21 protein-coding genes are annotated in these 21,227 nt (G+C 66.1%); 9 read left to right on the top strand and 12 right to left on the bottom strand.

Annotated elements, in window-relative coordinates; all coding sequences use genetic code 11:
* From BST44_RS03880 to BST44_RS03870, 3 genes are read right to left on the bottom strand one after another with little or no spacing between them, the layout of a single operon-like run.
* Entirely contained in the window at nucleotides 1-450 is a 450-nt protein-coding gene (locus tag BST44_RS03880; RefSeq protein WP_047322064.1) for a Zn-ribbon domain-containing OB-fold protein, read from the bottom strand.
* A complete protein-coding gene (locus BST44_RS03875; protein ID WP_047322065.1) occupies nucleotides 447-1,646 on the bottom strand; it encodes a thiolase C-terminal domain-containing protein in 1,200 nt (399 codons plus the stop codon). Before BST44_RS03875 ends, BST44_RS03880 begins: the two co-directional genes overlap by 4 nt.
* 4 nt (nucleotides 1,647-1,650) lie before the next feature.
* Entirely contained in the window at nucleotides 1,651-2,787 is a 1,137-nt protein-coding gene (locus BST44_RS03870; protein WP_047322066.1) for an amidohydrolase family protein, read from the bottom strand.
* Between the two features lie 136 nt (nucleotides 2,788-2,923).
* Here BST44_RS03870 and BST44_RS03865 point away from each other — a divergent pair, with 136 nt between their 5' ends.
* A complete protein-coding gene (locus BST44_RS03865; RefSeq protein WP_011724933.1) occupies nucleotides 2,924-3,607 on the top strand; it encodes a TetR/AcrR family transcriptional regulator in 684 nt (227 codons plus the stop codon).
* A 4-nt stretch (nucleotides 3,608-3,611) separates the two neighbouring features.
* Here BST44_RS03865 and BST44_RS03860 read toward each other — a convergent pair whose 3' ends face one another.
* Nucleotides 3,612-6,077 (bottom strand): CaiB/BaiF CoA transferase family protein, encoded by a 2,466-nt coding sequence (locus tag BST44_RS03860; protein ID WP_033722642.1) that lies wholly within the window; start codon nucleotides 6,075-6,077, stop codon nucleotides 3,612-3,614.
* Nucleotides 6,078-6,175: 98 nt separating this feature from the next.
* Here BST44_RS03860 and BST44_RS03855 point away from each other — a divergent pair, with 98 nt between their 5' ends.
* A complete protein-coding gene (locus tag BST44_RS03855; protein ID WP_231614139.1) occupies nucleotides 6,176-6,733 on the top strand; it encodes a PaaI family thioesterase in 558 nt (185 codons plus the stop codon).
* A 9-nt stretch (nucleotides 6,734-6,742) separates the two neighbouring features.
* Here the strand turns inward: BST44_RS03855 and BST44_RS03850 are convergent, their stop codons facing one another.
* Genes BST44_RS03850 through BST44_RS03815 form a run of 8 tightly spaced genes read right to left on the bottom strand, consistent with a single transcriptional unit; the run spans nucleotide 6,743 to nucleotide 14,987 of the window.
* Nucleotides 6,743-7,558 (bottom strand): mycofactocin-coupled SDR family oxidoreductase, encoded by an 816-nt coding sequence (locus BST44_RS03850; protein ID WP_009953837.1) that lies wholly within the window; start codon nucleotides 7,556-7,558, stop codon nucleotides 6,743-6,745.
* Between the two features lie 13 nt (nucleotides 7,559-7,571).
* Nucleotides 7,572-9,071, bottom strand: coding sequence for a class I adenylate-forming enzyme family protein (locus tag BST44_RS03845; protein ID WP_011724929.1), 1,500 nt, complete (start codon nucleotides 9,069-9,071; stop codon nucleotides 7,572-7,574).
* Nucleotides 9,072-10,232 carry an acetyl-CoA acetyltransferase gene (locus tag BST44_RS03840; protein ID WP_011724928.1) on the bottom strand — a complete coding sequence of 387 codons (1,161 nt, stop codon included), beginning with the start codon at nucleotides 10,230-10,232 and terminating at the stop codon, nucleotides 9,072-9,074.
* Nucleotides 10,229-11,257 carry an acyl-CoA dehydrogenase family protein gene (locus tag BST44_RS03835; protein WP_080516359.1) on the bottom strand — a complete coding sequence of 343 codons (1,029 nt, stop codon included), beginning with the start codon at nucleotides 11,255-11,257 and terminating at the stop codon, nucleotides 10,229-10,231. The genes BST44_RS03840 and BST44_RS03835 overlap by 4 nt, the downstream gene beginning before the upstream one ends.
* Nucleotides 11,258-11,263: 6 nt before the next feature.
* Nucleotides 11,264-12,436, bottom strand: a complete 1,173-nt coding sequence (locus tag BST44_RS03830) for an acyl-CoA dehydrogenase family protein (RefSeq protein WP_009953832.1) — start codon at nucleotides 12,434-12,436, stop codon at nucleotides 11,264-11,266.
* 45 nt (nucleotides 12,437-12,481) lie between these two features.
* Nucleotides 12,482-13,246, bottom strand: a complete 765-nt coding sequence (locus tag BST44_RS03825; protein ID WP_011724926.1) for an aldolase/citrate lyase family protein — start codon at nucleotides 13,244-13,246, stop codon at nucleotides 12,482-12,484.
* A complete protein-coding gene (gene hpaH / locus BST44_RS03820; protein ID WP_011724925.1) occupies nucleotides 13,243-14,064 on the bottom strand; it encodes a 2-oxo-hept-4-ene-1,7-dioate hydratase in 822 nt (273 codons plus the stop codon). The genes BST44_RS03825 and hpaH overlap by 4 nt, the downstream gene beginning before the upstream one ends.
* Nucleotides 14,061-14,987, bottom strand: coding sequence for an alpha/beta fold hydrolase (locus tag BST44_RS03815; RefSeq protein ID WP_009953827.1), 927 nt, complete (start codon nucleotides 14,985-14,987; stop codon nucleotides 14,061-14,063). The genes hpaH and BST44_RS03815 overlap by 4 nt, the downstream gene beginning before the upstream one ends.
* 194 nt (nucleotides 14,988-15,181) lie before the next feature.
* Here BST44_RS03815 and BST44_RS03810 point away from each other — a divergent pair, with 194 nt between their 5' ends.
* Genes BST44_RS03810 through BST44_RS03780 form a run of 7 tightly spaced genes read left to right on the top strand, consistent with a single transcriptional unit; the run spans nucleotide 15,182 to nucleotide 21,217 of the window.
* Entirely contained in the window at nucleotides 15,182-15,427 is a 246-nt protein-coding gene (locus BST44_RS03810; protein WP_009953826.1) for a hypothetical protein, read from the top strand.
* 29 nt (nucleotides 15,428-15,456) lie between these two features.
* Nucleotides 15,457-16,575, top strand: coding sequence for a thiolase family protein (locus BST44_RS03805; RefSeq protein WP_033722667.1), 1,119 nt, complete (start codon nucleotides 15,457-15,459; stop codon nucleotides 16,573-16,575).
* A complete protein-coding gene (locus tag BST44_RS03800) occupies nucleotides 16,572-17,012 on the top strand; it encodes a Zn-ribbon domain-containing OB-fold protein (protein WP_009953823.1) in 441 nt (146 codons plus the stop codon). Before BST44_RS03805 ends, BST44_RS03800 begins: the two co-directional genes overlap by 4 nt.
* Complete coding sequence (locus BST44_RS03795; RefSeq protein ID WP_011724923.1) at nucleotides 17,009-18,304, top strand: aromatic ring-hydroxylating oxygenase subunit alpha; 1,296 nt, start codon at nucleotides 17,009-17,011, stop codon at nucleotides 18,302-18,304. The genes BST44_RS03800 and BST44_RS03795 overlap by 4 nt, the downstream gene beginning before the upstream one ends.
* Complete coding sequence (locus tag BST44_RS03790) at nucleotides 18,301-18,816, top strand: aromatic-ring-hydroxylating dioxygenase subunit beta (protein ID WP_011724922.1); 516 nt, start codon at nucleotides 18,301-18,303, stop codon at nucleotides 18,814-18,816. Before BST44_RS03795 ends, BST44_RS03790 begins: the two co-directional genes overlap by 4 nt.
* A 14-nt stretch (nucleotides 18,817-18,830) precedes the next feature.
* Nucleotides 18,831-20,438, top strand: a complete 1,608-nt coding sequence (locus BST44_RS03785; protein ID WP_011724921.1) for a class I adenylate-forming enzyme family protein — start codon at nucleotides 18,831-18,833, stop codon at nucleotides 20,436-20,438.
* A complete protein-coding gene (locus BST44_RS03780; RefSeq protein ID WP_011724920.1) occupies nucleotides 20,435-21,217 on the top strand; it encodes an enoyl-CoA hydratase/isomerase family protein in 783 nt (260 codons plus the stop codon). The genes BST44_RS03785 and BST44_RS03780 overlap by 4 nt, the downstream gene beginning before the upstream one ends.
* Nucleotides 21,218-21,227: the final 10 nt, after the last annotated feature.

Raw genomic sequence — 21,227 nt, 5'->3', positions numbered from 1 at the left:
TTACTCCTCGCCCCGAGCGCCGACGCGAAAGACAGGCAGCAGCCAGCCGTCGGCGATCGGCGAGAAGTCAACGTGGACAGGCATTCCTATCGTGACGTCAGCGGGTGCGACGTCGACGATGTTGGAGACCAGTCGCGCACCGGGCGCGTCGGGCAGGTCGAGGACCGCGGGCACCAACAACAGATCGGGCATACCCGGGAAGCCGTGCACGACGGCGAAGCTGTAGACGACCGCCTGGCCGCTGAGTTCGACCCAGTTCACCGCGTTTGATTGGCAATTGGGGCAGAACGGTGTCGGGGGCAGCCGGAAGGTCTGACAGTCGCCGCACTGCGGGGCCACCAACCGCCGCTCCTTCGCGGCGATCCAGAACGGCTCGGTGTCCTTGTTGACCGCGATCCGCACGTGTTCGCCCGGGATGGTGGTGGCCAGGGTGACCGCGGCGGTGCTCATGCGGCGCGTCCCAGAATCAGCCCGCTCACGGGCAGGCTTGCCGGCCCGCCGGTGACCAGAGCGAGTTCGGCGTCGCGGACCTGGTTGATGGCGGTGCCGCGCATCTGCTCGACTCCTTCCATGATGTGGGTCATCCCGATGATGTAGGCTTCGGAGAGCTGACCGCCGTGGGTGTTGACCGGAATCGAGCCACCGTCGTAGCGAATCGCTCCGCTTTCGACGAACGCGCCGCCCTCCCCCTTGCCGCAGAATCCGTAGTCCTCGAGTTGCATGAGCACCATCGGGCTGAAGTGGTCATAGAGCAGGGCGACGTCGATGTCGGCGGCGCTGATAGCGGCCTGCTCGTAGAGCCGCTTGGCGATGGGCGCATTGCCCGAGGAGGCGAAGTATTCGTCGGGCATGCCCATCCAGGCGAACGCCCTGCCCCAGTCGCGGACGCCGCCGTGGGCGGCGGCAACCACCGGCACCGGCGGTTGCCGCAGATCCCTGGCCCTGTCCATGCTGGTGGTGATGACTGCGACGGCGCCGTCGGTCTCTTGACAGAAGTCGTAGAGACACAAAGGTTCTGCGATCATCCGCGCATTGAAGTAGTCGTCCAACGTCAGCGGTTGGCGATGCATGGCCTTTGGGCGATTCAACGCGTTGGCCCGCGTGGAGAGTGCGATCTCGGCGAACGCCTCGCGGCGCGTGCCGTAGAGGTGCATGTGCCTGCGCGCCAGCACCGACATCAACTGACCGGGCCCGAACAGGCCGGATGGTTGGAGGAACGAGTTGATCGGATCGGGGTCCATGGCCGAAAACACCGAGCCCAGGCGTTGTTTGGACTGTTGCAGCGCCATCACCGTCACCACCACCGAGGCGTCCCCGGCGACGATGGCCGCCCGCGCCAGGCCGATCGCGCCCGCGGAGCCGCCGCCGCCGGAGGTCAGTGCGGCGGTGAACCGGACTTCCGGAATGCCAAGCGTTTCCATGAAGTCGGCGGTGTCCATCTTCTCCGTGTAGCCCGCGCTGGCGCCTGAGTAGTAGGCGAACCCGTCGACGTCGGTGACGGGAAGGCCGGCGTCCTCGCACGCCGCCAGGATGGCCTCGCCGGCCAACTCGGTGATCGACTTCGGTAATGACCCGCCGCGCTTGTAATAGGGCGTGGCACCGACACCCACAATCGCAACGTCGCGCAGTCCAGACGAAGTAGCCACGCGCTCAGAACTTTTCGGCCGGGATGGGCGGCACGTCGGGGAACAGTTCATAGAACGTGCCCTGGGTAATGCGCAGCCGGGTCTCGTCGCTCACCCCGTCGAACAGTCCCTTCAGGGTGTCCTGGGTGTGCCCGAAGGTGCCTTCCATGTGCGGGTAGTCGCTGCCGAACATCACGTTCTTGTAGCCCATGTGCTCGTAAGCGGCGACGGCGGTCTCGTCGTGCTGGAATGACGCATAAACCTGGCTGTAGAGAATCTCCTTCGGACTACGATTCAGCTTGGGCCGCACCGCCATATGGTGCTGGCGATAGCCCTCGACCATCCGGTCGCCAAGGAACGGCACCCAGGTGGCGCCACCTTCGGAGATCAGCACCCGGAGGTCAGGGTGGCGGTCTAAGGCACCGGAGGCGACCATCTTCATCGCCGCCCGCTGACCGGAGAACGTGGTCTCGGCGTAATTCATCACGGCCCCGCCCGGACCGCGGTACACCATGCCCGCCCCGCCGCTCGCGCCACCGACCGTCATGTCGACCGGATCGGTGCCGATGTGGAACGCGATCACCATGCCGGCTTCCTCGGCTGCCGCCCAGAACGGTTCCCACTCCTTGCGGTGCCAGTCCGGAGCGCTCGGATGCGGTGTGGTCGGCAAGAACACCGCCTTGAAGCCTTCGCTTGCGGCCCAATGCAATTCCTCGACGGCGTCCTCGACGATCAGTGTCGACACCTGGGCGGTCACCACATAGCGCGGCGACACCGCGCAGATCTCCTCGAGCGCCCACTCGTTGCTGGCGCGCATGCATGCCTTGAGTAGTTCAGGGGTGCGAAATGTCGAGGCCCACATGCCCAGCGACGGGAAGATGACCTCACCCCAGACACCCTCCTTGTCCAAGTCCCCCAACCGTGCCTTGGCGTCGCGGATGCCTTGCGGCTTCATGCTTTCCTCGATGAAGGCCTCCATCGCCGACGACGGCAGCTTGCGCCGAAAGATCTGTCCGTCGACCGAAACGGTCTCGTACTCGCCATCGGGATCCTTTTCAGCGTGGGGCGTCAGGTCGGCGAGCGCCTTCGGCAACCGGGACTGCCACAGGTCGTCGGGTTCCAGGAAGTGCGAGTCACCCGAATTCGTCCAGATCATGCTCATTGGCCCTCCGCGGTCCGGTTGCTCACCCGAATGATGCCAGCCGAACTGCCAGAAGTCCAGACTTTCTAATGCATAGCCATTATTATTTGGCCCAAGGTGCGACGCCGGTAAGACTGAGGCGGACTGGAGGAGGCCCATGGCGGAGCTGCGAACTGAGTCGGCCGCGGGCGCGCGGAGGCGCAACGCGTCGGGCGAATCGACCCGGGTGATGTTGATGGAGGTCGCAGAGCGGCTGTTCGCCACCCGGGGTATCGAGGCCGTTACGCTGCGGGAGATTCAGCAGGCCGCCGGGCAGTCCAACACCTCGGTGATTCGCTACCACTTCGGCTCCCGCGACGGCCTGATCCGGGCGCTGATCTCCTACCGCCAAGCGTCACTGGGAGCCGATCGCCGGGAAATGCTCATGAGCATGCGGGAGCAAGGCAAGGAGGCGGATCCCCGCGCGGTGGTGTGGCTGCTGGCGCGCCCGCTGGCGAACAGCATCGCCGCAGGCGAGATGTTCGCGCCGTTCCTGGCGCGGCTGGTGGAGGATCCACGAGCCCGCAGCCGATACTGGCCCGACCACGTCGACGACGATTGGACGCAGGAGAAGCTGGAGGAACTGGTCGACGCCGCGCTGCAAGACCTGCCTGGGCGCATCCGGCGCGGCCGAACCTTCCAGCTGTATGTCAGCTTGATCAATACCCTTGCCGCGGCGGCGCGTTCGGGTCACGGGCTCAGCGAGGCACAGCTGCACAATTACGTCGACACCTGGGTCGGCATGCTGACCGCTCCGGTGTCGTACGAGACGCGCGCGCTGATCGCCGACGACGACGACTGATCCGTCAGCTGCCGCCCACGATCTCCTTCGCCCTGAGATCGGCGATCGTGGCGTCATGCAGCCCCATTTCGCGCAGCACCGCATCGGTGTGCTGCCCGATGGTGCATCCCGCGTCGGCTCGAGTGCGTGAGCGGGAGAACCGGCACAGCGGGGCGAGCCGGCGGTGCTCTTCGAAGATCGGGCTGTAGGCGTCCACGGCATAGCCCGCCTCGTAGTACGGATCGGTCTGCAGCACCAACTCGGAATTGGCCTCCACCACCTCGACGCAGCCGACGTCCTGGGCGGACAGTTCGTGCTCCCACTCCAACCTGGTCTTGTTGGCGAACACGGTTGTCAGAACGGAGATCAGCTCGTCGTCGTGCGCCGCGCGAGATTCGGCATCGGTAAAGCGCTCGTCGGCGTGCAAGTCGACGTAGGGCGACATCGCCTTCGTCAGCGCCGGCCATTCGCGCGGCAACGGTGCGGCGAGAAAGACGTAACCGTCTGCCGCGCGGTACATCCGGTACAAGGCATTCATGCCGAAGAATTGTTCGTCGGCTGCTGCCTCGGCGGGACGGGACGCATAGCTTGCGCTGTAGGCGATCATCGCCTGCTGCGCGGTGGCGAGCATCGAGGTGACCACGTTGGACATCGGTCGTCCCATCCGCTTGGCGTACAGCGCGACCAGCAGCGCAGAACCGACACCGTGCGCGGCGATGCCGTCAGATTGCACTGCGGGCACAGCCCCGCCCGCGTGCAGTTTGACCGCTCGGCGGTGCAGGTCATCCAAGTCGGTGGCCGGCTCGCCCGTGTCGTGGCTGTCGACCAGCGCCAGCCCGGATGCCGCACCGACCGACGGCGCGTAGGCGGCGCGGTGCGCGAAGGGTCCGTCGACCCCGTAACCTGAGGTCGTCACGAACGCCAAGTCCGGGTTGACCGCCCGCAGCGACGCCTCGTCGATCTTCGCCCGCTCGGCGACCTTGCCACGGAAGCACTGCAGCACGATGTCGGAGCGCTTGGCCAGTTCGTACACCAGCTCAAGGCCTTCGGGCTTGGTGAAGTCAATCGCGACGCTTTCCTTGCCCTGCAACACTTTTGCGCCGCCCGCCTCGGGGAACGCGACCAGATTGCGGATGTTGTCGCCTTCCAGCGGCTCGACCTTGATGACGCGAGCGCCCAGGTCGGCCAGCAGGGTCGCGCCGTACGGTCCCGCGAACATGCTGCCGAACTCCAGCACCGTCACGCCCGTCAGCGGCGGTGCGTCGTGGTCCGCGTGCCGTGCGGGTAGTGCGGCCCTGCGCATTTGGCCGAGCTGCTCGAAGGTGACCGAGTCGTTGTGCTCGCCGACTCGCGGAGCCGGCCGAAGCGGGGTCAACGGCTTGCCGTCAGCGTGAATGAGGGTCGACGGCTGCCGTACCGGCCCGAGATCGGGATCGATCACGGTCGCGGCGCGGCCTTCGTGAGCGGTTTGCGGGTGATCCAGTGATTCCTCAGGAGTTCGGAACAGTTCGCCGCTCAGGTCAAGGTTTTCTGTCATGGCCCGCTGCCATTCGGCGAGCGTGCGTGCCCCCACCCGCTCGATCATCATGTCCCACCACTCGGTGCGAAGTTCGGGGGTCGGCAGCATCGGAAAACCCTGCCACTTCGGGTCCGCGAGCTCCCCCAGCAGGTCCAGTTCAGTCAGCCAAGCGCCGATCAACTTGGGCGACACCTGAGCGAACTGTAGCCAGCGACCGTCCTTCGTCGGACAGACGAGGAGTGCGTAGATTAGGTAGGCCTGGGGCCGGCCCTGGTCGTCGTAGGCGGCGTCCATCGGTTCGAAGGCGCCCGGATACCGTTCCAGCACCATCTCGTAAAACCAGTTGTACGGATCCATCGAACCCATGCCGGTCACCAGATTGGTCTCGACGGTTTGGCCGCGCCCACTGCTCTCCCGCTCAAGGAGCGCGGCAAGCACGCCCTGAACAGCGGCGTGGGCGGCGCCCCAAGAGGCATAGGCGAAGGTGGTGTACGCCGGTCCCGGCCTCGTGGTCAGTCCGCGCTTTTCGTGCATGACACCCGTCTTCGCCATCACCAGGGCCTCCCAGCCCTTGTAGTCGCGAAACGGCCCGGTCGATCCCCAGCCCGTGATCGTCGCCACGACGAGTCGCGGGTAGGCCTCCGATAATGCGTCGGGGGTAAGTCCGATGCGCTCGGCCGTGGTCGGCCGCATGGTGTTAATCATGACGTCGGCGCGGCGCAGCAAAGCACGCAGACGCTCCAGATCAGCCTCGTCATGCAGGTCCAATGTCACGCTGAGCTTGCCACGCAGCAGGGCGGGCCAGCCCGCGAGCTCGCGCAGCGGACTACCGTCGAGCGGCTCGACCATGGTCACCTCGGCACCGCAGTCGGCGAGGAACTGCGTCGCCTGCGCTCCGGGCAGCGTTGTCGATAGGTCGACCACCACGAGACCAGCCAGTGGACCGCCCGACGCCGTACCGACTTCCGGCATGTTCGCTCCTAGGGTGTGCTGGCAGGTCTCGTTCGACGTGTTGTGACGCACGCCACGCCAGCATCGCAGCGACCAAGATTAATGTCAATGCATTAGTCTTGCCGCGTGAGTACGGCGACATGATCGCCGCACTGCGCAATTTCCTCGACCATGTGGCAGCGGCCGCTCCGGACGCGGCGACCACAGTGGACCTCACACAGGACCTGAACGGGTGGGCCAACCGGGTGGCCCAGTTTGCAGTACCTGAGCGCAGGCAGATCTTCGCCCGCCGGCTTGATCTGCCCGGCCGCGGACAAACCATGTCCCCCAACTTCATTCCGCTCGGCGGCGACCACCAGAGCGTGCACGGGGTGGTGACATTCGGCCGCTATTTCCTCGGCGGTGGTGGCGCGGTGCACGGCGGGGCCATCCCGCTGCTATTCGATGAGGTGCTCGGCCGGCTGGCCAGTAGCGGCGACCGGGCACCTGCGCGAACCGCCTACTTGCACACCGACTACCGATCGATCACGCCGATCGGCGAGGAGCTCGCGGTGCGCGCCTGGTTCGTCAGCGAGCAAGGACGTAAGCGGATTCTGCGGGCGACGATCACTCACGGTGACACTCTGTGCGCCGAAGCAGAGGGACTGTTCATCGTCCTGCGACCCGACCAGCCCTGAGCCGTCCGCTCAGCGCACCGCGAATCCGGCATCTAGCGGCCACGCCACCCCGGTGATGAATTTCGCCTCGTCGGAGACCAGCCACGCCACTGCGCCGGCGATGTCCTCGGGCATCAGGATCTGAATCGGCAGCGCATTCTGCATGGCGGCCACTGCCGTGTCGTTGGCCTCGAGCAGCTTGCCCATGGTTTCGTTCATCACCATGCCGGTCGCCACGCCGGTCGGGTGGATGGTATTGACCCGAATCCAATACTGCGCCAACTCATTCGCCCACACCTGCATGAGCCCGACCAGTCCCCGCTTGGCGGCGGTGTAAGCCTGTCCGCCTGCCCGGTCGGTACCGGTGCCCTTCAATCCCGCACTGGAACTCGTCAGCACGATGGATCCGCCGCGGCCGCCGTCGATGAGGGCGGGGATAGCGGCCTCGACGGTGTTCCAGACCCCGATGAGGTTCACGTCGACGATGTCGCGGAAGATCTGGCTGCGGTCTCCCTCGCCGCCGAGTCTGATGATGCCGGCGTTGGCCAGGACGATGTCGAGACGGCCGAACTCGCGGACGCCTTCGTTGACGGCCTGTTTTAAGGCGTCGGCGTCGCGGACGTCGGCTTGGTGGGCAATGATCCGCCGACCTTGGTTCTCAACGAGCTTGATGGTTTCATCGAGATCGTCGGGCGTGGCGTTGGGGTAGTCCATCGAGTCGATGTCGCGGCAGATGTCCACGGCCACGATGTCGGCGCCTTCGGCGGCGAGCCGAACGGCATGGGCGCGGCCCTGCCCTCGCGCCGCGCCGGTGATGAACGCCACCCGTCCGTCGTGTCTTCCCATAGCTAGATTCCTCTCATCGTGTCGGTTGTCGACGCTGAATATCTCTGTCACGCTGGGTGATCAATTCGCGCAGGGCTAGCCGGTCCGGCTTGAGCATCGCCGTCAAGGGCAGCTCATCAACAATGAGCAGCTCGTCGGGGGCCTTGTAGTCGGCCAGCTCACTTGCCACGTGGGCGCGCAGTTCAGCCAGTGTCGGCGGAGCGGTGGCGTCCGCGGGAACCACGCACGCGACGCCGATCTCTCCGATCACGGGTGCGGAACGGCCAATCACGGCGGCATGTTTCACGCTGGGGTGCCCGGTGAGCGTCCGCTCCACCTCACCGGGATGCACGTTGTAGCCGCCCCGGATGTACATGTCACCGCGGCGCCCGACAAGTGTGATATTGCCGTCGTCGCCGAGCACGCCGACGTCGCCGGTGCGCAGCCACCCGTCGCGCAGCACCTCTGCGGTGAGTTCCGAGTTGCGCCAGTAGCCACGCATCACACACGGGCCGCTCACCTCAAGTACGCCGTCCGATCCGATCCGCACGTCCATTCCCGCGGCAGGCCGTCCCACGGTGCGGAATTGAACCTCGGGGGCGTCGTCCGGTTCGGTGCCGCTGATGGTCGGGCACTCGGTCATCGCGTACCGCACGACCAGCGGGACCCCGATGCCCTCGGCGACCCTGCGTACCAGTTCGGGTGGCGCCGGCGCTGTGGCCACCACTCCGATCCGCAAGTGCGGCAATGCCTTCGAGGTCACTCCATCGACGTCGAGTAGCTTGGCCCACTGGGTCGGCACCGCGCCCGCCACGGTGACTCGCTCGTTGCGAAGGACGTCGAACATGCCCTGGGCCGACCACGGTGTCGGGGGCACCACCAGCGTGCTGCCCCAGACCAACTGATCCCAGAGCTTGAACATGTAGCCGGCGTGGGAAAACGGCGTGGACGTGAGGCGCCGGTCATAGGGCGCGCTCATCACGCCTGACGCTGCCGCGCCCGCGGCCAGCCGGTCGGCGTCGAAGGCTGCGCCTTTTGGCGTCCCCGTCGTGCCACTGGTGAAGATCAATGCAACAACGTCCCGGCGATTCAACTCCACCGAAGGCGGCGCCGAGCGCGATGTGTCACTGCACAGCGCATCCCGCGACAGCAGCCGATGCCCGGTGCCGGGTAACGCATCAAGCAGTCCGTCGGCGACGACCAACGCCGGATCTGCCTGCTGCAGAATCGATTCGATCTCTCTGCGGCCCAGTCGCGGGTTCAGCCCGGTGGTGATCGCACCGATCATGGCCGCCGCGGCGTAGCACGTCGCGTAGTCGATGCCCGACGGCAGCCACAGCACGACCACATCGCCCTTGCCGACGCCGAGGTCGGCAAACTGGGTCGCGACGCTACGAGCCCGACCGATCCACTCCGCGAACGTGATTCGCGCCCCCGGCTCGACGTAGGCCTCGATATCGCCGTGAACGGCGGCCGCCAGCTCCAACATCGCGCGGGTATCCACGACGTCGGAGCTCAGCGGTACGCGGTCCACCTACGGCTCCTCGGCGCCGAGAATCATTGTGCCGCTGGAGCAGAACCAGCCGCCGGTGCCGCTGACACAGGCGATCTTGGCATCGGGCACTTGGCGCGGGCCGCATTCACCGCGCAACTGTCGCGCAGCCTCGACCAGCAGGAACAACCCCCGCTGACCGGGGTGGCACGCCGACAGCCCGCCACCGTCGGTGTTGGTGGGAAGCGCGCCGCCCAGGCGCAGCGAGCCTTTCTCGACGAAGGCACCGCCCTCCCCCTTGGGGCTGAAGCCGAGGTCTTCGATGGTGAGCAGCAACATGTAGGTGAACGCGTCGTAGATTTCGGCGACGTCGACGTCGGACGGCGAGACCCCGGCGCGGGCGAAGGCCAGCGGTCCGCTGACCGCGGCCGGGCCAACGGTGAGGTCGTCCCACTGGGAGGTGAGCATGTGCGAGGTCGTTTCCGCTGAACCCAGCACCCACACTGGCTTACTACGTAGATCCTTCGCACGTTCCGCACTGACGAGCACTGCCGCGGCCCCGCCGTCGCTGCGAATGCAGCAGTGCAGCTTGGTGAACGGGTCGGCGATCATCGGTCCGCCGAGCACGTCGTCGATAGTAATCGGTTCGCGATAGTAGGCCTCGGGATTGTCGGTCGCGTTGAACCGCGCGGACACGGCGACCTCGGCCAGCTGCTCGATCGTGGTGCCATAAGTGAACATGTGCCGCCGCGCGGCCATGGCGTACTTGGAGATCAGGGTGTGGCCGTAGGGCGCTTCCCACTGTAGGGGTCCGCGTGCGCCCCAGTTGATGTTGGCCCCCCGCAATCCCTTTCGAAGATCCGAGCGGGCGGTCGAGCCGTACGTCAGCAGGACCACGTCGGCGTGCCCAGCGGCGATCGCATCAGCCGCGTGGGCGGCCATCACCTCCCACGACGCTCCCCCGACCGCGGTGGAGTCGATCCAGCGGGGCCGCAGACCGAGATACTCGCCGACATCGACCGGGGGCAGTGTGCCCTGGCTGGTGGAGGCCAACCCGTCGACGTCATCGGGTGTCAGACCGGCATCCGCCAGGGCGCGGCGGCTGGCCTGCGCGATCAGCTCGTAGGGTCCCTTGTCGTCGACCCGGCCGACGTCGGACAGGGCGACGCCCGCGATGGCTGCGGCCCCAGCGGCGCCGCTCACTGGGCGCGGTCCTGGGCCAGCAGTTCGGCCAGCACGTCGGTGGGCTCACCGAACAAGTGCCGAAACACGTGCGCGCGCTTCAGATACAGGTGCATGTCGTTCTCGAATGTGTAGCCCATCCCGCCGAACACGTGGATGCCCGCGGCGGCATTCTCGACGGCCGCCGACCCGGCCACTGTGAGGGCCGACAGCACCTGCATCAAGGCGTCGGCGCGGCCACTGCCGACAGCGATCGCAGCGAAGAACGTTTGCGCCTGAGCGGCCTCGGCAGCGATCTCCATATTGACGCAGGCGTGCTTGATCGCCTGGTGCACCCCGATCGGCTTGCCGAACTGCACACGAGTCTTGGCGTGTTCGGTCGCCGACGCTGCGGCGGCCGCGGCCAATCCGGTGAGGTAGCCCGCCGCGAGTACCGTGGCGCGTCCCCAGATCCATTCGTCCTCGGCGGGCAACCAGTGCAGGGGTTCGGCGGATTCGACCGTGGCCGAGGATATTCGGGTACCCGGGTCTGCGGCGGTCACGGATTTAAGCGGTCCGAAGGAATCGATGCCGACCAGTGCGGCACCACTGCGGGCCACCAGCAGGGCGTGCGAGACACCCGCCGGGTCGAACAAATCGAAAGTGCCTTTGACCGGGCGCACGTCGCCGTCGCCGCGCAATACCGCGAGGGCCACCGATGCCGCCCCGGAGCCGATCCGCTGCGCCAGCGCGTCGTCGCCGCAACGGGCGGCCACCCGGGCGCCCAACGTGCATGCCAGGAACGGCCCCGGCGCGAGCCGCTTGCCGAGCTCGACGAACAGCAGAGCCTCGTCGTCCAACCGCCGGCCCGACCCACCGGACGCCTCGTCGAGCCCGAGTGTGAGCAGGCCCAGCTCGGCGCATTCTCGCCACAGTGACTCGGGAATCGGCGCTTCGGCGTGACGATTAGCGCGGATCCGGTCCACTGGCATCCGATCGGCGAGGAATTCTCCTGCTGCCGTGATGATTTCGAGTTGCTCAGCTCCGGGCAGCAGGTCCACCGTCATCTCCTCTCATCGCGGCAGCCCCAACACTCGTTCGCCGACGATGTTGCGCTGAATCTCCGACGTCCCGCCGCCGATGGCTTGGGAGAAGCTGTAGTAGTAGTAGCCGACCCAGCCGTCGACGTCCCAGCGCGATGAATACCGGACCGAGGCGGGACCGACAACATCCATCGCCAATCTGCCGATCTCCTTGGCCAATTCGGCATACATCAGCTTGACGATCGAACCCCGCGGGCCGGGCGTCTCGGTCTTCATGGCCTCGCAGATATTGGTGTAGGTGAGCGCCCGCAGCGACGCCACCGAGGCGCGGGCCCGCGCCAGCCGTCGCGCGATGTCGTCGTCGGCGATGGCGGGCCTGCGGCCGTCCGGCCCGACATGGTCGCGGGCATAGTCGATGAGGTCCTCGATGATCTTCGCCAGCCGCACCTGGTTGGCGGTGAACGCGGTGCCGCGCTCGAAGGACAGGGTGGCCATCGCAACCGACCAGCCTTCGCCGACATCGCCGACCACGTTGCTCAGCGGGATTCGGACATCGTCGTAAAACACTTCGCAGAATTCCGAGCCGCCCTCGATGGTCTCGATAGGGCGGACGTCGATGCCCGGCGTGCTCATGTCGCAGATCACCCAGGTGATGCCCTTGTGCTTGCTTCCGGTGTTGTCCGTGCGCACCAGCAGCTCCTGGTAATCGGCGACGGTGGCGAAGCTGGTCCACAGCTTCTGCCCCGAGACCACCAGGTCCTCGCCGTCCACCACCGCCTTGGTGCGCAATGCCGCCAGGTCCGATCCGGCGTCGGGCTCGGAGAAGCCCTGACACCAAATCACTTCACCACCAAGGATTTTCGGCAAGTGGAAAGACTTCTGTTCGTCGGTGGCCCTGGTGATCAGAGTGGGCCCGGCGTGCGAGTTGCCGACGAAGCATGCATCGATGCCGGGGAACCCCCGCGCGGCGTACTCCTCGTACCAGATCAACTGCTGAAGCAGCGTCAGCCCCTTGCCGCCGTATTCGGTGGGCCAGGCGATGCCGGCCCAGCCGCCCTCGGCCTGAGTGCGTTGCCAGGCAAGGTCGTATTCACGGATCCCCGCGTCGTCGCGCGGGCGGGGTTCAGCCGGTTTGTTCTCGTCGAGCCATGTGCGGACCTGGTCACGGAACTCGAGCTGGTCAGGCGTGAAGTCGAGATCCATGATCCGGAATTCTAGGTGACACGACAGTCAGAAACAATGCGTCGTTCATTGGCGGCGATACCTCGCTGCCAGCTGCTCGGTGCCGCGGGCCAGCAGTGCCACGTCCGCTCCTACGAGCACGAAGCTCGCCCCGGCCGCCATGTAGCGGCGCGCCAGTGGCTCGCTGAACGCATTAACCCCAGCGCGCTTGCCGTGTTCCACGATGGTCGCCAGCGCGGTTTCTATGGTGCTCACGACGTCTGGATCCTCCGGCTGCCCAAGTTTGCCCATCGAGGCTGCCAGGTCGGCCGGTCCGATGAAGACGGCGTCCACTCCGTCGACGTCGGTGATCTCTCCGAGCTGTGCCAGACCGGCCACACTCTCCACCTGGACGGTCAACGACACGGCCGTGTCAGCGGTGACGAGATAGTCAGAAATGCGGTTCCAACGGGACGCTCGGGCCAACGCGCTGCCGACCCCGCGGATGCCGTTGGGCGGATAACGCGTGGCGGAAACCGCCGCGACTGCCTCACCAGGGCCATCGATCATCGGGACGATGATGTTCTGAGCCCCGATGTCGAGCAATTGCTTGATGAACACCGGGTCAGCCGAGGGCGGCCGCACCAGCACGTCGACATCCGGGTAGCCGGCCAGCACCTGCAGCTGTCCGAGGGTGCTGCGCAGATCGTTGGGCGCGTGCTCCTGATCCAACAGCAGCCAGTCGATCCCGGATCCTGCACAGATTTCGGTGACGTAACCGCTGCCCGAGGCCACCCACATGCCGATGCGCGGGTCGCCGTCGCCGATGCGCTGTGTCCACCGGTTTGTCACGATGCCTCCGAATCGAACGTCACCGACACCGTGCCCAGCGGTCCATAGTCGGCGACAAAGGTGTCCCCCGGTTCGGCGAACACCGGCTTGGTGAACGATCCGGACAGGATGACCTCGCCGCGTTCCAGCCAAACACCGTGTGGAGCAAGCCGATTGGCCAGCCAGGCCACGCCATTGCCGGGATGGTTGAGCACCGCAGCGGCTACCCCGGATTCCTCGATGGTGCCGTTGCGCAGCAGCAGGGCCGCCACCCAGCGCAAGTCGACGTCCAACGGGCGGAACACCCGCCCGCCCAGGACCAGACCGGCGTCCGCGGCGTTGTCGGCGATGGTGTCAACGATGGTGCGCAGATGACCGGTTTCGGGGTCCGACATCTGCACCCTGGCGTCGAGGATCTCGAGTGCGGGAGTCACGAACTCGGTGGCCCGCAGCACGTCGAACAATGTGACGCCGGGGCCGGATAGCTGCTCGCCCATTACGAACGCCAACTCGACCTCGACGCGCGGACGGATATAACGGCCCAGCGGTATGCGGCCGCCATCCTCGATGAACATATCGTCGAACAGCGCGCCGTAATCCGGTTCGTCGATCGACACCGCCCGCTGCATCACCTTCGAGGTCAGACCGATCTTGCGACCCTTGACTTCTCGCCCGTCGGCGACCTTGAGCGCGACGAGTGCCCGCTGCACCGCGTAGGCGTCCTCGATGGTCATGTCGGGATAGTCCAACGACAACTGCCGGATCGGCGTGCGGGTCTGCTCGGCCTCGTAGAGCCGCCGGGCTATGTCCGACAGCTCGTCCTCGGCGGGTCTGCTCATCTCGTAAGGAACTCGATCGCCGCGGCGTTGAACGCCTCGGGATCCTCGAAATGCGGCCAGTGCCGCACCGAGGGCATCTCGAACACCTCCGAATTCGGGATCAGGTCGGCGATGGTGCGCGCCGTGTCCTGATACACGCCGTGGTCCTTGCCCGATGCCACGATCATCACCGGCGCCTCGATGCCGCGCCACTTGTCGTCGGGAATCAGGTTGCGGTGACGCACCTTCTCGTCCTGCAGGATCAGCAGCCGGTCGATGGTGTTGCGGGTGTCCTCGCGCCGATACACGGCCTGGCGTAGGCCGATGAGATCGGGCAGCCGATTGGCTTCGTCGGCGATCAGGTGAGCGAACACGGCGTGCAGCGATTCCCACGTCGGCTCGTTGACCGCCTTGGTTCGTTCCGTGCGGATGCGCGCCATATTCGACGCCGAGGCTTCCCGTCCGGCCGGCGACATCAGGATCACTTTCTCCACCCGGTCGGCGTGGCCGACGCAGACCGCGGACGCCACGAACGCGCCCAGCGACATGGCGATGAAGTTGGCCGACGCCATGCCGAAGTGGTCCATCACCCCCAATACGTGTTCGACGTAAACCGCGATCTCATAGTCGTAGTCCGGCTTTCCGGAGAACCCGTTGCCGACCATGTCGATCGCCACGCAGTGGAAGTGCTGCGACAGTGCTGCGAGATTGGGCGCGAACGTCTCCCAGTGCCCGCCGGTGCCGTGCAGCAGGATGGCGTGCGGCTTGTCCGGACCGCCGGCCTCGGCATAGCGGGTACGGACGAGGACTCCATTGACCGGGATGTCAATGAACCCCTGCCGGAACTCGAGCTCCTTGAGGTACATCCAGATGCTGCGGTAGTTCTCGGTGTCGACCCGGCTCACATCGACCGCGTCGGCCGGTGCTGGTGCTTGGCTCATCATCACCTTCTCAATCTTCGTATCTGACATATATGTCATCTGGCGCTGGCGTCGCGATGCATGCCCCTCATCGTCGCACAAGCTCTATGTTCCCATGTAGGGAATGGCTCCCACCGCTCGGCCTGCAAGTAATACGCCTAGAGTCATTCCGCTCCATTCCATTGCTTCTGACACTTGTATGCGGTAATACTGGGCAGGTGAACACTCCGGCCGGACGCCGCGTCCTCGCCGACCTGGTCAACGAGTTTGCGGCCGTGCGGTTGTCGCTGGACGTCAACGGCAACGGCCCCCGCCTGCTCGTCGAGGACCTGGAGGGTGGCGAGCAGGTCTTCTTGTGCCCCTTGGAGTTGGCCAGCTTCACCATGGCCACCGCCGAAGACCGCGAGGAGTGGATCAGGGTGGGCAATTACCGCGGCGAGCGCCGCTCAACGGAGCGGCCGTGAGCGCCGCCGCCGACCTGGTGGGTCTGGGCATGACCGCGATGTCGCTGCGTCCCGGCGCGACGCCGCTCGAACTGGCCGTCAAGGCGAGCGCCGCCGCGTTGGCCGACGCCGGACTCGAGCGGGCTGACATCGACGGGATCCTGGTCGGCTCGTCGCAGGGGGTTCGGCCGGAACGACTGGGCGTCGGCTTCGCCGCCGCGGCCGGCTTCTCGGATCTGCGCCTGTTGGAGCACGTCGAGATCAAGGGCGCCACGACCATCGCCATGATCCAGCGCGCGTGCCACGCGATCCTCACCGCTGAGGCGGCAACCATACTGTGCGTGTTCGCCGACGCGCCCCTGGTGGCCGGCCGCGGCGCGGGCTCGACCTACGCACACAGTGGCGGCAACGCTGGGGTGCGCGGACTGGAGCGGGCCTCGGGGCTGCTTGGCTCGGTCCCGACGTATGCGCTGCTTACCCAGCGCTGGCTGCACGTCACCGGCACCCGCACCGACGCGCTGCGCTCCGTGGCCACCACGGCAAGGGCATGGGCGTGCGGCAATCCCGACGCGGTCAACCGCGAGCCGCTCGACGACGCCGGCTATGACTCTTCCCCGATGGTTGCCGAACCACTTCGACTGCTCGACTGTGCTCGGCCGGTGAACGGGGCGGTCGCCGTCGTGCTCACCGGGCGGCCCTCGGTCGGGGGCACCCGATTGCGGGTTCGCGGCACCGGGCGCGACCATCCGGTGCGGCGCCGTCGCTCAGGAGCCGAGTCGTGGTTCGGCGGCGGTGGCCGCGCGGTCCAGGACGCGCTCGAACAGGCCGGTATGGCCCGATCAGACCTGCACGTCGCCGAGCTGTACGACCCGTTCTCGATTGTGACCCTGGTGCTGCTCGATGAATACCGGCTCACCGGTGACATTCCCGCGGGTGCGTTCGTGCGCGACGGCCACACCGGGCCGGGCGGCACACTGCCGACCAATACCGGCGGTGGCCAGCTGTCCGGTTTCTACCTGCAGGGCATGACGCCCTTGGCGGAGGCGATGATTCAGCTGCGCGGCACCGGCGGGCAACGTCAGGTTCCCGGGGCCACGGTGGCGCTGGTCGGCGGTATCGGCGGCCGAATGGACCACCATGCCGCGTTGGTGCTGGAGCGTGCCGCATGACCGCCACCGCGGTCGAGGACTGGCTGCTGGACAGCGCACTGGCGCCCGCCGCCGATGACGACATGCTGGCGCCGCTGTACCGAGCGGCCGCACGCAATGAGCTCGCATTGCCGTTCTGCGCGGCTTGCGCCCTGCCACTCGAGCTAGATCAAGAAGTCTGCGACCAATGCGGGAACGCCGAACAAGACTGGCGCACAGTTGATTTACGCGGGACCGTACACGCTGCGACGCTCATGCACCGGCGTGAAGCGGGCCTGGTGCACGGCCTGGTGCCCTACCCCGTCGTCGACGTCGAGCTGACGAGTGGGCACCGGATTGTGATGACGACAGTGCAACCTGCGGACACCGCACCGCCCATCGGCACAACAGTCCATATTGGTTTCCGCCACCTCGGCGACGTCGCCATCCCGGCCATCGACATTCTGGAGGACCAGTGACGACACTTGAATCCGCCCCCGCCGTCGACGACTTCGACGTCGGCAGTGTCATCCGCCACGACCGTGTGCACGGGACCGTGTATACGTCCACCGAGATCTTCCGACGCGAAATGGACACTATCTTCAAGACCGGATGGGTCTACGTCGCCCACGAGAGCGAGGTCAGCGAGCCGGGTGACTACCTGACCCGAATGATCGGCCACGACCCGGTCGTCGTCGCACGCGGTAAGGATGGCGTGGTTCGCGTGATGCTCAACCGCTGCACTCACCGTGCCAACAAGCTGTGCAACGCCGAGAAGGGCAACGCCAACTCGTTCCGGTGCCCGTATCACGGCTGGACATTCGGCAACACCGGTGCTCTGCAGGGTGTTCCGATGCGTGAGGGTTACGGCGAGGAGTTCAACAAGGTGCGTTCCGAGCTGGGCCTTGCCCAGGCGCCTCGGGTCGACAGCTACGGCGGATTCGTCTTCGCATCATTGGCGCCAGACGGCATCTCGTTAACCGAGCACCTTGGCAAGGCAACACGCGCCATCGACCGTCTGCTCAACCTGTCCCCCACCCGCGAGATCGACCTGCGGGCCAACTGGATGAAGCACTTGCACCACGCCAACTGGAAGATGGTGGTGGAGAACAACGTCGACGGTTACCACGCGCTGTTCACCCATGCCTCGGTGTACGACGCGATCAAGCCCGCCAAGGTGTCGCACGTCCCGACTAAGGTCGACGTGCTGGTCCGCGACCTCGGTAACGGCCATTCCGAGATCGACTACAGCGACGAATACCGGAAACTCGACGAGGAATTCGTCTGGTACGGCAGGATCCCGCGAGCCAAGCTCGCCGACTACGTCGGCGCGCTGGAGGGTGCGTACGGCCCCGAGCAGGCGCACGACGCACTGGTGGTGGGTCCACCACACACGTTGATATGGCCCAACCTCTTCCTCGCCGAGATGAACGTCATGTTCGTCGAACCGCAGGCGCCCGACCGCACCATCGCCTACACCACCGCGGTCCTGATACCCGGCCAGGATGCGTTGAACGAGCGCACGCTGCGCCGTTCCGAGGGGGCGATGGGTCCTGCGGGGTTCTTGATCGCCGACGACGGAGAGATCGGGATGCGCAACCAGGCCGGGCTCGCTGCCGAGCTGCCGGAGTGGCTGATGCTGGCCCGCGGCATAGAAAGCGATGTCGACGACATGACTGGAATCATCAACCGCGACAAGAGCGCCGAGACTCCCCAGCGCGGTTTTTACTCACACTGGGCCTCGGTCGTCGGTGGGAGAAGCGGAGCATGACCGTCAACTCCGAAGCCCAGGCACGTCCCGCTCTACGCGCGCTGCCCGCCCCCGAGATCCTGTCGTTTCTCTATCTGGAAGCGCGGCTGGCCGACGAGGGCCGCTACTCGGAGTGGGAAGCGCTGTGGGCCGATGACGACGACACGGTCGAGTACCGCGTCCCGATGCACCCCGACGATGACCCGCGCACCACGCTGGCCTACATCAACGACAACCGGCGACGGATCAAAAGCCGGGTGGCTCAGCTCAACACGGGCAACCGGCACTCCCAGACACCGCCGTCGGTAATGCGGCGCGTGGTCTCCAACAGCGAGGTGGTGGAAACGGGCGCCGACTCCGTCACCGTGGAATCCAACTTCGCTCTATTCGAATACCGTCTACGTCAACGCTTCTGGGCCGGCCGGGTTATCCACACGATTCGCTTGTCACAGGACGGCCCCCGGCTGATTCGCAAGATCGTGCACCTGATCGACGCAAGCGGCCCGGTCGAGACACTCGCTTTCCTGATTTGAACGGACTTCATCTGATGCTCATCGGTGACATCGCGACCAACAACTCCCGCCGCTACCCCGACAAGCGTGCGCTGGTCGATGCCGACCGGGCGCTTACCTGGTCGCAGGTCGACGACAGAGCCCGGCGGCTCGCCGCCTTCCTGATCGGACGGGGGCTGGTACCGGGCGACCGGGTGATGGTGATCGCCCGCAACTGCATCGAATGGCCTGAGATCTCGTTCGGCCTGGCCAAAGCCGGGCTGATCACGGTGCCGGTGAACATCAGGCTGGCTCCCGACGAAGTCGCCCACGTCCGCGACGACTCCGGCGCACGAGCGGTGATCATCCACGCCGACCACTTGGACAAGTTCCTGGGCGAATTAACCGAGCTGGCACTGATATTAGGCGTGGGCGCGCACTCAATGCTCGGCACGAGCGAGTTGGTCACCGACTACGAGACGGCGCTGGCGCAAGCGCAGCCCGGCGCCGAGCGCCGCGACATCACGCCGGACGACGTGGCGTTCATCTTGTACACCAGCGGTACCACCGGTCGCGCCAAAGGTGTGATGCACACTCATCGCGCCCTGCTCTACCAGGCGGCCGACACGAACCTGGTCACCGAGGCCAACCGCTCCGACGTCATGCTCGCGACGACACCGTTCTTTACTGCAGGCGGCATGGTCCGCACGGTGTCTTGGCTCTATCTCGGTCAGACCATGGTGATCCATCAGAGATTCGACCCGCAGGCGGTGATCGACGAGATCGAACGCAGTGCGATCACGTTCACGACCTTCATCCCGACGATGCTGCACCGGACGCTGGCGATCCTCGAAGACGGCCCACCGCGGGACATGTCGAGCCTACGGCGCATCTCCTATGGTTCGGCCCCAGTGCCGCCGGGCCTGGCACGTAAGGCAATGGACCTGCTCGGCTGCGAGCTGCAACAGCGCTACGGCCTCACCGAATGCGGAGGACAGGCAACGATCCTCACCCCGCAAGATCACCGCGACATCGTCGCCGGCAAAACCTCGATCGCGACCTCATGCGGACAGGAAACCCCGATGTGCGTGATCCGCGTCATCGACGTCGACGGCAACGACGCCCCGCCCGGCGATGTCGGCGAAATCGTCATCACCAGCCCCGCCAACGCGATTGGCTACTGGAACCGGCCCGAGCAGACCGCCGAGACGTTCCGTCCTGATGGGCTGCGCTCCGGCGACTTGGGCTACCTTGACGAGGAGGGCTACCTCCACATCACCGGTCGCAAGACCGATCTGATCATCTCCGGCGGGTTCAATGTCTACCCGGCGGAGATTGAGCGGGTGATCGCGCAGCACTCCGATGTCGACATGGTTGCGGTGGTCGGGGTGCCTGACCCCGAGTGGGGTGAGACGCCGGTGGCCGCCGTGATTGCCAAATCCCACGTCGGCGATCAGGACGCACTGACTGCGGAACTGGCTGCGTTGTGCCGCGCGGAATTGGCCGGTTACAAGCAGCCGCGCCGGTTCGTGTTCTGGCGTGAGTTCCCGTTGGGGCCCGCGGGCAAGATCCTCAAACGCGAGATCGCTAACCAGGTGAACCACGTCAGCCAGTCGGGTGGGAAGATGCCGGTATCGACCGGATCGACCGAGGAGCGACGATGATCGAGCAGACCGACCTTGCCACTATTGAACTCCAGGTCGCCGACCACGTCGCCACCGTGGCGCTCAACCGGCCCGAGAAAATGAACAGCTTCACCGAACAGATGGCCGCCGAACTCGCCGCGGTGTGGGCCCGAGTGCGCGACGACGAGGACATCCGGGCCGCGGTGCTGTGCGCCAACGGCGAGCGCGCCTTCTGCACCGGCATCGACGTGACCGAGGGCACCTGGTGGAAGCACCGACCGATCTTCAATCAAGAGGATCCGGGAGAATTGCTGGGGCCGAAGGCACACAAGGTGTGGAAGCCGGTGATCGCGGCACTGCACGGCATCGTGGCCGGCGGCGCCATGTACTTCGTCAACCAGTGCGACTTTTCGATCTGCAGTGAGACGGCCACCTTCTTTGACCCACATGCCAACGCGGGCATCGTCTCGGCGCTGGAGCCGATGGGCATGCTGGCCCTTGGCGTGCCCTACGGCGAGGTGATGCGCTGGGCGCTGCTCGGCAGCGAGGAGCGGATGTCGGCGCAGACCGCGCTGCGAATCGGGCTGGTGACCGAGGTGGTCCCGGACGACCAATTACGCGTCCGCGCCTTCGAACTGGCCTCCGAAATCGCCGCGCGCAGACCCAATGGCGTGCAGGGCACCGTTCGCGCGATGTGGGAGGCCCGCGATCTGACCCCCAGTGTCGCCGCCCGGCACGGCAAGTTCTTCACCGACCTTGGCAACGCCGGGGCTACCCCGGACTCGTTGAACAACAAGAAGAAACCCCGAACAAGATGAGGAGGAGGCG

It is taken from the genome of Mycobacterium scrofulaceum (assembly GCF_002086735.1).
Classification (GTDB): Bacteria; Actinomycetota; Actinomycetes; order Mycobacteriales; family Mycobacteriaceae; genus Mycobacterium; species Mycobacterium scrofulaceum.
Note: the sequence above shows the minus strand (reverse complement) of the source record. Positions and strands in the feature narration are given on the sequence as shown.